Here is a 12,639-nt window from a genome sequence, read left to right as displayed (position 1 = left end):
GCTTGAGGCGCCGTCCTGATTGACGGCACTGCCGCGGATGATGGCATGGACGGGATCGCCATCGGCGATGGCGTTGCCAAGCGGTTTGAGGACAAAAACAACGCTGCCTTCGCCCATGCCGGTGCCATCCGCAGCATCGTCAAAGGCGCGGGTGCGTGCGGTGGAAGAATCAATCGTAAAGCCACCATCGGCATCGGGCGGGCAGGGGATCAGTTTTGCACCGCCGGCAAGGGCGATGGAGCATGTGCCGCTTCGCAAATTCTGGCAGGCCTGATGGACGGCGACCAAGGATGACGAGCAGGCGGTATCGATGATATTTGCCGGACCGTGCCAGTCCTTGAGGAAGGACAGGCGTGTGACCATGTTCGACGGCACGTTAAGGGCAAAGACCTGTTCGGCCCTGTCGCGTGCGACATGCTCCATAGCAACGCGCCATGCCGGGTTTGCCCCGCCACCGGCAAAAATGCCGACCTTTTTCCCGCGCAGGGCCTGCCCGCCATAACCGGCATTTTCCATCGCCATCAGAGCGGTTTCGATAAACAGGCGCTGTTCCGGGTCAATCAGGGCGGCATCCGCCGGGGCCATGCGGAAACGGCCCGGATCGAAGTCAAAGATGCGATCAAGATAGGCGGCTTCGCGGAAGTTTTTCGGAATAGGACGGCCGATGGCGGCCATCATGTCGCGGGTTTCATGATCGCGTTCGGGCGGAAGCGGACGCACGCGATCCGTGCCGCGGGCGACGTCCGACCAGAATGTATTGATATCGTCCGCCCCGGCAAGCTGAAGACCGATGCCGATTACCGCAATCGGTTCGTCGGTGGCAAGCTGGGCACCTTGTGCCGTTGCAAGATCATCGGTTGCGATATTCAACCCGGCCAAAAGTTCGGCCTGACGGGCGATGGTGGCGCTGGCAAACAGATCGGCGATGCTGACCTTGCCGGGCCAGCGGGCATTGATTTTTTCATGCAGGCGCAGGAGCAAAAGCGAGTTGCCGCCGACATCAAAGAAACCGTCTTCTCGATCCGCCAGTACACCGGGCAGGATTTCCTGCCACAGTCGTTGCAGAACCCGTTCCAGATTTGCAAGATCATGGTTGTCGGCATCCGACTTTGCCGCGATAGCCGGTTTTGGTTTCCGGTTGGCGACTTTTGGCGACCCTGCCATCGGTGTCCCCGAAAGGGCCTTTCGGTCGACCTTGCCGCTACTGGTGAGAGGCAGGTGATCAAGGGCAAAGAAACGCGCCGGGATCATATATTCGGGCAGGCGGGTGCGCAGATGATCGCGCAGGACACCAATAGTCAGTTCACCGTCACCCAGTACAAAGGCATGCAATTCATCAAGGTCGCCAACCCGCACTGCCTTGACCAGGGCGCGTTCAACCAGATCGTGGCTTTCAATCGTGGTTTCGACTTCGCCACATTCGATGCGGAAGCCGCGAATTTTGACCTGATGATCGATCCGGCCAAGATATTCGACCGATCCGTCTGCAAGGAAGCGGCCCAGATCGCCGGTGCGATACAGTTTATGGCCCGGATTGCGGGGATCATCGGGGAACTTTTCGGCACTCAGTTCCGGGCGGTTACGATAACCGCGTGCAATTTGCGGCCCGCCAAGTACGATTTCACCGGCGACGCCAATCGGCATGTCGCCCAGTTTGTCATCAAGGATGCGAATGGTGGTGTTGGCAATCGGTTTGCCGATGGGAACGATATCGGGATTATCAAGCGGCGAGCAGGCATGCCAGGTGACATCCACCGTCGCCTCGGTCGGGCCATAAAGGTTATGCAGTTCGGTCCCGAAGCGATCAAACAGCAGATCGTTGAAGCGCTTTACCAGTGCAGGATCAAGTGCCTCGCCACTGGCGAAAACGCGTTTGAGGCTGCCAAGGTTTTCGATATCGACCAGCCCGTGTTCAACCGAGAACAGGAAGCTTGCCAGCATCGAGGGCACGAAATGCATGGTGGTGACACCATGATCGCGAATGGTCTGGGCCAGTTGTTGCGGATCGCGTTCAACACCCGGATCGGGCAGGACAACGCGCGCCCCGGTCCATGACCACCAGAACAGTTCCCAGACCGACACATCGAATGTGATCGGGGTTTTTTGCAAAATGACGTCATCAGGGCCAATCGGGAAGGCATCCTGCATCCAGAGGATACGGTTCAGGACACCACGATGGGCGATTTCGACACCTTTCGGGCGACCGGTCGAGCCGGATGTGAACAGCACATAGGCAAGATCATCGGGTGCGTTGATCGCATCAGGGATATCGGCATCTTCGGTGCCATCGATGATCAAAACATTATCAGGGTCAAACAGATGCGCGAGATCGGCGGTGGTGATGACGCGCGGATAGCCAAGATCATCAAGCATATCCGCGCGGCGCTGTTCGGGGTGATCCGGGTCAAGGGGGCTATATGCCGCCCCACATAGAAGGATCCCGTGAATGGCAGCCAGCATATCGACCGAACGACGGACGGCGAGGCCGATCACATCGCCGGGCCCGACTGATGCCGCGCGCAGTTTTGCGGCAATCCCGGCCGCACGACGGGCGAATTGTTCGTAGCTTAGGGTCTCAGACGTTCCGGCAACAGCCGGTGCGTCTGGTGTGGCGCGGACCTGATCAAGGAACGGTTCGGAAATACTGCGTTCAATCGCAAGGTCAAGATTGGTGGCATTGAATTGATCAATCCGGGCGCGCTCGTCTGTGGGCAAAATCGGCAATTCGGCGATCTTGGTGCTTGATGACGTGGACAGGGCCGCAGCAGCAAGGATTTCAAGCCGGTTGAAAATCGCCTGAATAGTGGATTTGTCAAACAGGTCGGTATCAAATTCGATTTGGCAAAGCAGGGCGTCGTTCTGTTTGCTGAAATAGAATGCAAGATCGAATTTCGAGAACGGGAATTCGGTTTTCAGAAGCGAGAGTTCGGCATCGCCAAGCTTGCCAAGGTCGGGGATGCTGTCCTGCCAGGCGACCAGAACATCAAACAGCGGATTGCGGGCAGGATCGCGCGGCGCATTGACGGCGGCAACGACATCCTCGAACGGGGCGGCTTGATCGGACAAGGCATCAATGATGGTTTTGCCGGTTTGGGCCAGATGATCGTCAAATCCGGCGTTAGGATCGACATTCTGTCGCAGGACAACGGTGTTCACAAAGAAGCCGACCACGTCATCAAGGGCGGTCTGTTCGCGGCCCGCCACCAGCATGCCAAGCGGGATGTCGGTCTGCCCGCATTGGCGATACATCAGGATTTGCACCAAAGCGGTCAGAATGGAAAAGGCGGTTGTGCCGTGCCGATCCGCCGCGTCATTAATTAGGTGCGCGGTGTCCTCGCCAAAGGCAATTTCATGGAAATCACCCGCAAAACGCCGTGCCTTAGGCCGGCGGCGATCCGTTGGCAGGGCCAGCGGTTCAGGCAGGGGCAACAGCCGTTCTTTCCAGCGGGCCAGCAAATCCTTGCCGTCGGTCGAGCTTAAATAGCCATGTTGCCAGCTGGCAAAATCCTCGTAATGCCGGTCGAGCTCCGGCAAGGACGCGGCGGGGCTGCCGGTTTCGACGGCATAAAGGGCGGCAAGATCGCGCAGCAATGTCGGCATAGACCAGCCATCACAAATCGCATGATGCAGGGAAACCAGCATCCAGTGGCGATTGGGGGCAAGTGTGATCAGATCGGCCCGTGCCAATGGTTTGTTTTCAAGGTCGAACGGACGGACGGTTTCGCGCGCGATGAACAGGCGGGCTGGGCCTTCGTCCATTTGGTGGCGGCCAAGCACCCATGAACCGACCGGTGCCAGATACTGGCTGACGCCATCGGGATGATGCGGATCGGATTTGAAACGCAGACGCAGCGCATGTTGCCGTTCTTCAAGTTTATGAAGGGCGGCCTGCAAGGCATAGGCATCAATCGGGCCATTGATTTCAAACGCGGCCGGGACAGAATAAACTGCCATGTCGGGTTGCATGCGTTGCAGAACCCAAAGGCGCGCCTGTCCGCTTGAAAGCGGGAATTTCGGGCCGTCTGCCTTTGGAATCAGGAATTGTTTGCCATTCTGTTTATGGTTGGCAAGCAGGGTTGCTATCCCGCCGACTGTCCGGGCGACAAAGATATCCTGAAGTTTCGGGCGAATGCCGGTGGATTTTTCGAGCAATCCGGCAAGACGCATTGCGACAAGGCTGTGCCCGCCCAGGGCAAAGAAATCCGACGATGCTGTAATGTCCCTGTTGCCAAACAGGGCCCTGAATTGTTCGGCAACGATCTGTTCCAGTTCGTTGCTGGTGGCGGCGTTGCCGGTTTGGGGGGCAAGTGGTGCTGTGTTCGTCAGGGTATCAAGAAGCTGTTTGCGATCCACCTTGCCATTTACATTGACCGGCAGATGATCCAGCACGGCAAACCGTTCAGGGATCATGTAATCGGGCAGATTGCGGCCAAGGATTTGCATCCAGACAAGGCTGTTATCATGATCGGCGGCGATGGCGGCACCAAGGAAGGCATCGGCACCATTTCCGACAGGCATCACGCAGGCATTGCGAATGCCGTCAATCTGGCTCAGTCGTTTTTCAATGGCGGCAGTTTCAATCCGGTGCCCGCGAATTTTGACCTGCCCGTCACGACGGCCACCAAATTCAATCACGCCATCCGCCCGCCAGCACGCGCGGTCGCCGGTTTTGTAAAGGCGGTTTTCGGGTAAATGATCGAACGTGACGAATGCCTTGGCGGTGCGTTCGGGCGCACCGGAATATCCCAGCGCCAGCCCGTCGCCCGCGGCATAAAGTTCACCCCAGACCCCGGTCGGAACGGGTTGCCCGCCGGCATCAAGAATATAGGTGCGCGTATTGCCAATCGGCCGACCAATCGGAATGTTTGCCGATTTCACATCGTGCGGCGTGATCGGGTGGATACAGGTAAAGGTCGTGTTTTCCGTCGGGCCATAGCCGTTGATCAGGGTAAGGTCGGGGCAGGCGGCCATGACTTTTTGTAAGTGAAGGGGGCTTAGTGCCTCCCCCCCGGAAAGCAGTCTTTTGAGCGGAGCAAAGCAACCTGGCGCATCATCGGCAATACGGTTAAACAGGCTTGCGGTCAGCCACATGGTGGTCACACCGCCACCTTTAAGGGCATTCTGCAGGGCGGCTGGATCAAACAGGGTTTCGTTATCGATCAGAACCAGTTTGCCGCCATTCAGAAGCGGGGCCCAGATTTCAAGGGTTGCGGCATCAAAACCAAGCGATGCGGCCTGTGCCATGACATCGGTGTCATCAAACGCAAGGGCCCGATTGTTTACAACCAGACGGGCGACAGCCCGGTTGGGGATCAGCACCCCTTTGGGTGCACCGGTCGAGCCTGATGTGAACATGACATAGGCCAGATCATCGCCCGCACGTTTGGCAAAGGATGCATTTGATGTTGCGTTGGCGTCGGGAAGATGTGCGATGCGAACGCGACCAGAAATGCCCGACAGGCGATCAAATTCGGTGTTGTCGCACAAAAGAACATTGGCACCGCATTCTTCCATCAGGGTCGCAATGGCATCACCCGGCAGCGATTTATCAATCGGTAGATAAGCCGCACCGTGCCAGGCAATGCCAAGAAGGGTGATAATCGCATCAAGCGAACGATCCGCGGCAAGGGCGACGATTGAGCCGGGCGTAACATCAAGAGCATCAAGCCCTGTGGAAATGGCAGCGACCCGCTGCCCCAAAGCACTATAGGTGATTTTCTGATCGCGATCCTGCAGGGCGATCTTGCCCGCGTTGGCTGGGTTTGTGATCTGCCGGGCGAGCAATTCGCCAAGGCCGCAGTCACGCGGGTAATCCGATGCGGTATCGTTGAGCGAGATGGATAGTTGATCGCGTTCGTCTTCGGGAAGAATATCCACAAGACCAAGCGGCATTTCCGGGTTTTGGGCAAGCGCACGCGCAAAGGTCAGGAAACGTTTTGCAAAACGTTCGATCCATGCTTCGCCATAGATGTTGCTTTGATACTCGACGGCCAAAGATGTTTCCGCGCCATTTTTCGTCATGCCGACCATCAGGGGGAATTTGCCCGCCCCGAAGTCGAGATCTTCGATCACGAAGGGGCTGTCGCTGATTTCCATTACGTGGACGGCATCGAACGGCTGGCCGGTCGGGCCCTGTGCCGCCTTTGTCAGATCGTGAACCAGACGTGACAGGGGATAATCCTGCACATCGAGTATGGACAGGACCTCGTGCCCGACCTGTCTGGTCAGGGCATCAAGGTTATCTGCCATATCCGGTTTGATCGCGACGGGCAGGACATTCACAAAGCAGCCCATCGACTGCATGGTTTCCTTATCCCTGCGGCCGGCAAAGGGCAGCCCGATTATGGCTGTGCCGTTTTCCTTGTGCCGGGCGATCACGGCGATGGTGAGCGACGCCCAGAGTGTGGTCTGGGTCGTTTTGCGGGTATGGCTGGCAAGCTTTGCGAAAGCGTCGGCGTCAGCGCCTGTCAGCTCGATCAAAAGCCGTTTGCCACCACCTTTCCGATCCGCCGACGGGTCATCAGGCAGTCCGGTGGATAGCAGTTTATCGGTTCGTGCCGACCAGAAGTTCCGTGCGATTTCGCCGCGTTCCCGATCCAGATTGCGATGCGCATTGCGCACAAGTTCTTCGATATCGGGGATGTTTCCGGGGGTGTCTCCGGCAAGAATGCCACGAAGCTCTTTTTGCAGCAACATGATCGACTGGCCATCAAAGCACAGATGATCAATTGCAATGATCAGTTGCGGGGCTTGTCCGTTGTCCTGTTCGATATAGCCAAACCGGGCCAGAGGACCGGTTGCGAGATCAAAAAGACCATGACGGATTTCACGGGTAGTTTCGATCTTGCGCACCGTTACCGGCATGTGGGCATGCACACGCTGGATCAGTTGGCCGTCCTGTTCAACAAAGGTGGACCGGAGGGCATCATGGCGTTTGACAATAGCGTCAATCGCATCACGGACGGCGGTAAAACCGGTTCCTTCCGGGAGGGGGAAGCCGGTAACGATGTGGTAATTGGCGTTTATCGGCTGATCGCGCCTTGCAATCCATTGTCCTTCGATGGCGGGATGGGCCGGGAAGGATTTGAGGATCGGTCCTGCCGAGGTACCCTTATTTTCCGGTTCGACTGGTGCGCGTAGCAGGCTGATGATTTCAGCCTTCAGGTCACGGGTTTCGGATTTCAGGTCATCGTCAAACGCACCAGTCGGTGCATCAAAACAAAGATCGCGCCCGTTGGCATGCAGGCTTAGCACGATGTCGCGCTGACGGAGTTTATCAAGCAGGTCGCGTGCTGTTTGTGTGCGGCGTAACAACTGATCAGTATTCATTACAGCACTCCCTGTTCGCGTGTCGAAAGGGGGGCCGTTGGCGCGGGCGGGATGTTGGTCGGTGCGCTGTTTGTGTCAAAGGATGCAATCAGCTTGGCAATACCCGAAACCGTGCGGCCTTCGAACATTACGGCGGCGGGAATTTCGGCATTCAGGACTTCGGAAAGCCGTGTCGCGATCCGGACGGCAAATAATGAGTCCCCGCCAAGTTCAAAGAAATCATCATCCGGACCGATTGCCGGATCGCCAAACATATCGCGCCAGACCGCCTGGATGGTAAATTGCGCGTGTGTGTCGGACTGGATATCCGGCGCATCCTGTGCCGTGGGCATTGTGGTCTCCGCCGGGGCGGCGGAGACGGAGAAAGTTTTCGGATCGGCGGTCGTGGTGATTGTCTTATCCGGCCAGAACCGGCGCCGGTCAAAGGCATAGGTTGGCAACGGGATGCGGCGGGCGTTGGTGGTTTGGTTCACCCGGTCCCAGTCGGGCGACGTTCCCATGACCCAAAGCCGGGCAATCGCCGCAGCCAGTGCGGTTGATCCGGTGATTGCGGCATTTGTATTTCGGGTGGTGTCGGGGCCAGGGGCCGGTTGCAGGGCAATGCTGTTGCCGGTCGGCGTGCCATTGACAATGGCAAGGCGGCTTGCCGTGTTGCCAAAGCCGCATTCGACCATGATCGTTTCGGGCATTTCGGCCAGAAGTCCCTTGATGTTATCGGCAAAGCGCACCGCATTGCGCAGATGTTGAACCCAGTAATCGGTATTGGTGGCGTCTTCGGCTGTCAGCCAGTTGCCCGTCAGGTTGGACTGTATCGGAAGGGTTGGTGCATTCAGCCCGATTTTGGCGACCACGTTGCGGAATTCGTCCAGAACCGGTTCCATCATGCGGGAATGGAATGCATGCGAAACCACAAGCCGACGGCCGGATTTACCCTGTGATTTGATGTGTTCTTCAAGTGCGTCGATGCAATCGTTGCTACCAGCCACCACGCATTGACGTGGACCGTTGATTGCTGCCATCGACAGATCGGGGCCAAAGGCCGACAGAAGATCACCGACTTCGGCCTCGGTCATGGACAGGGCGAACATGGATCCCGGTTCGGTCTGCCCCATCAGGTGACCGCGCGTGACCACAAGGCGAAGCGCATCGTCAAAGGACATGATCCCACCAATACAGGCTGCGACATATTCGCCAATGCTGTGCCCGGCCAGTGCGGCGGGTGAAATGCCGTTTTCGATCAGCCAGTTTGCCAGCGCATATTCATAGATGAACAGGGCGGGCTGGGCGATTTCGGTGCGTGCCATGTGGTTTGAGGTTGCCGGGCTTTCATCACGCACGGTCAGTAATTCAAAAAGACCATCGGGGCCACCGGTCCGTGCCACTTGCTCGCAAGCATTGCGGATCAACGCTGCCGAAGTTTGATCTGCTTCATAAAGGTCGGCGGCCATACCCGGACGTTGTGATCCCTGACCGGGGAACAGGAAGGTGATGGACGGGATATTACGTTGGGCAACGGTCTGATGGCGTGCGGGTGATTTCGGGTTTGTCAGGGCGGAAATCGCAGTCTTGATATTTGTGGCAATGATCGCGGTCCGGAACCGGTAGGCGTGCCGCCGTGACAGGCTTTTTGCGACATCGGATATCGCAATGTCTGATCCGTTGCGGTCAAGCCAGCTTGCTGTGTTTTCCAGAAGTTTTTGCAAGGCGGGTTCGCTTGCTGCCGAGAAGGGCAGAACATGGGGAATATCGTTTTGTGACTTGGGTGATGTCGGCTCATCGAAACGGGGAGCTTCTTCGATGATGATATGAGCATTGGTGCCACCAACCCCGAAGCTGCTGACACCGGCGCGCAACGGCTTGTCGCCGTCATTTTCCAATGGCTGAACGGTGTTGTTTATTCGAAATGGTCCCTGATCCAGACCAAGGTTTTCGTTCGGTCGATTGAAATGGCAGGTTGGTGGGAATACCCGATGGCGGATTGCCAATACGGTCTTGATCAGACCTGCAATTCCGGCGGCACTGTCCAGATGGCCGATATTGCCCTTGACCGAACCAAGCCAGATCGGATGCGTTGGCGTTGCATCGGTTTTGGCAAAAACTTTATTCAGCGCGGCGATTTCTATCGGGTCGCCAAGCGCGGTTGCAGTTCCGTGGCCTTCGACAAAGCGGATGGTGGCTGGATCTATCCGGGCATCGGCAAGGGCCGTTTGAATAGCCTTTGCCTGACCATCGACAGAGGGCGCGGTAAAGGCGGCTTTTGCCGAGCCGTCATTGTTCATTCCGACACCTTTGATCACCGCATGGATGGTGTCCCTGTCGGCGATGGCATCATCAAGACGTTTCAGAAGGACAATGGCCGCACCGCTGCCACCTACAACGCCATCGGCCTTGCTGTCAAACGGGCGGCAGACACCGCTTCGCGATCCGATGCCACCCTGTGTGAAATAATATCCCCCGGCCGGGCTAAGCCCAAGCGCCCCCCCACCGGCAAGAGCGACACGGCACTGACCGGATCGCAATGCATCAACAGCAAGTGCAATATTGACAAGGCCGGTTGAACACGCGGTCGAGGATGCGATGGCAGGGCCGGTCAGGTTCAGCTTGTAAGCCAGCCGTGTGGCAGCGAAATCCTTGTCATTGCCAATTGTCATGCCATATCTGATTGCATCGGGGCGGGCGCGCAGGCGATCCTCCAGACTGTCGACCAGATAGGTCGGGAAACCGACGCCGACATAGGCACCAACCGGGCCGTCACGCGCCGGATCACAAGCCCCGTCTTCCAGCGCACCAAGGGCGACTTCAAGCAGCAGGCGTTGTTGCGGATCGGTTTCGATGGTTTCGCCCGCAGTCATGGCAAAGGGCGCTGGATCGAACATATCGATATCGTCCAGAATCCCGTGGCGGGCGACAAAATCGGCGTCTTCCAGTGCCGACGGATCGCCACCCATTGCGCGCAGACGCGAAATATCAACATCCTTTATCTGATCGACCCCGTTTTCCAGTATCGACCAGAATGCATCGCGATCATCCGCACCGGGCAGGCGCATCGCCATGCCGATAATTGCAATGTCATGATTTTCAGACCCATTGCGTTGGGTCTTTACCGGTTCGGCTTTTGCGATTTCGGGAACTGTCTCGTCGTCAGCACACATGTGAAGGGCAAAGGAATTGATCGTCGGGTGCTGGAATATTTCCACAGATGCAATGTTGCGCCCGGCGAGTTTTGACAGGGCAAACTGCGCGCGCGGTACCAGCAATGAATGGGCACCGGCTTCAAACAGGTTGGTATCAAATTCAATTTCGTCTGTTTCGATCAGATCCATCCAGATTTTGGCAATTTTTTCAGCCATTTGATAGATGCGCATCTGATCGGGTTTACGGGATGCGGGGGGCGATGTTTCCTGGACCACAGGCTGTTTTCCGCCTGGGGTCTGAGCGAATTCGGCAAGAGCCTTGCGGTCGATTTTACCCGATGGCAGCAAAGGAAGCGTTTCTACCCATTCAAGGCGGGTCGGAACGGCGGCGTCGGACAGATGTCGCGCCAGTTCGCTACGCACGGTTCCAATGTCGGGGCGTTTCGAAGGGTTCCCGTCCGGCAAAAGATAGCCGATCAGTTCGCCGCCATGGTTGTTTTTGACGTACAAGACAGCACCCCGCCCGACGCCGGGCACGTGCGAAAGCCGGTATTCGATTTCCCCGATTTCGATACGTTGCCCACGGATTTTGACCTGTTCGTCCGTACGTCCGTGATAGTAAAGCAGTCCGTCTTCTCCCCAGGAAGCCAGATCGCCACTGCGATAGAAGGTTTCGTCGGCCTCGCCGGTCGGATCCGTGACAAATTTTTCCGCCGTCACGGCGGGCATATTGATATAGCCACGGTTAAGTCCTGCCCCACCGAGGTAAATCTCGCCCGGGACGCCAAGCGGCACCCGTTTTCCGTCCTCATCAAGTATCCGGACAAACGCGCCCTTGTCGACGCGGCCAAGCGGGATGTGTTTGGTTTTGATGTCCCTTGGGATCAGATGGGTGGCGGCGTGGATTGTGGCTTCGGTCGGGCCATAACAGTTCCAGATATCGACCGTCTCGAAAACCGAATAAAGCCGTCGGGCAAGTGTCGGCTGTATGACTTCGCCGCCCGTGATCAGTCGGCGCAATTTGAAATCGGTATCTGCCGGAATGGCATCGATCACGCTTTCATAAAATGACGGTACAGACATGATATGGGTGACATGATGCCGTGCAACGCCGTTCCAGAATTTATGTCCGTCGCTGAGTATCGCATGGGTCATCAGCCACATACGATGGCCGCAGATCAACCCGACACAGAATTGATGCATCCACGGATCAAATCCGAGCGATGGGAAAAGTCCCATAATTTCAGGATTGCCGTTTTCATGTGATCCGATGCCGAATTGCGCAATGGCGACGTCGATCTTGTCGGCAAGGGATTGGTGATGAACGGGAACCGGTTTTGGTTGTCCGGTTGAACCCGACGTATGGAAGACAAAGGCAATATCGTCACCGCAAATATCGGCACGGACATCTTCCAAGACGGTTCTGCCGTCAATGCCCGGCACGGTGTTGATATCCTTCACCGTGATGGTGGTGTTGCCGATCTCGCGCCATGCGTCGGTGCTGTCACTCAAAACCAGTCGACAATCAAGATGACGTGTCATCGACGCATTACGTTCTACGGGCTGCAACGGGTCGAGCTGCACACAGACTGCCCCGCATTTCAGGATGCCGATCACAGTGGCAATTTGCTGCGCGCTCGGCGAGACATTCATGCCGACAAAGTCACCTGCTACAATCCCGCTTTGGTGCAGGTGATGCGCAACGGCATTGGCCATTTGGCCCAGCGTTGCAAAGGTGACTTCGCAGCCATCATCGGTGATCAGCGCGATATCGCCGGGGCGTGATGATATGGCGTGCTGAATTCGGTCAGGAATGAGTCGTTCGGGAACCGGTCGTGTGAATGCCGTGCCGCTTTCAAGTTTGCGGATAACGGCAAGCTCGTCCAATGGCGGTGCGGCAATCGTCGCAATTTCCTGTTCCGGATCGTCCAGTGCACGGGACAGGAAATTACGGAAACGGTGGGCGATGCGGGTAACGGATTTAACATCATGGCAAGCGGTATCATATTGCCAGATGATTTCGGCTTCCTGCCTGTCCGGGCTTAGGGCCTGCATCATATAGATCAGGCCAAGGTCGGTGACCGGCCCGTTATAGATATTGACCCGGCGTGTATCGAGCCCGGCAAAAGATAAGGGTTCTGCCCCGTCCAGACTGTTGAAAAAGGCACCGCCGCCC

The 12,639-nt window shown here is 57.0% G+C and carries 2 protein-coding genes; both read right to left on the bottom strand.

Features of this window, described 5'->3' with window-relative positions:
• Positions 1 to 7,329, bottom strand: a 7,329-nt coding sequence (locus TH5_RS24400) for a non-ribosomal peptide synthetase (RefSeq protein WP_114124047.1), incomplete at its 3' end; no start/stop codon positions are given.
• A partial coding sequence (locus tag TH5_RS24395) for a polyketide synthase (RefSeq protein WP_114124046.1) occupies positions 7,329 to 12,639 on the bottom strand: 5,311 nt, incomplete at its 5' end. The genes TH5_RS24395 and TH5_RS24400, both read right to left, overlap by 1 nt.

It is taken from the genome of Thalassospira xianhensis MCCC 1A02616 (genome assembly GCF_003326475.1).
In the GTDB taxonomy this organism is placed as follows: Bacteria; Pseudomonadota; Alphaproteobacteria; order Rhodospirillales; family Thalassospiraceae; genus Thalassospira; species Thalassospira xianhensis.
Note: the sequence above shows the minus strand (reverse complement) of the source record. Positions and strands in the feature narration are given on the sequence as shown.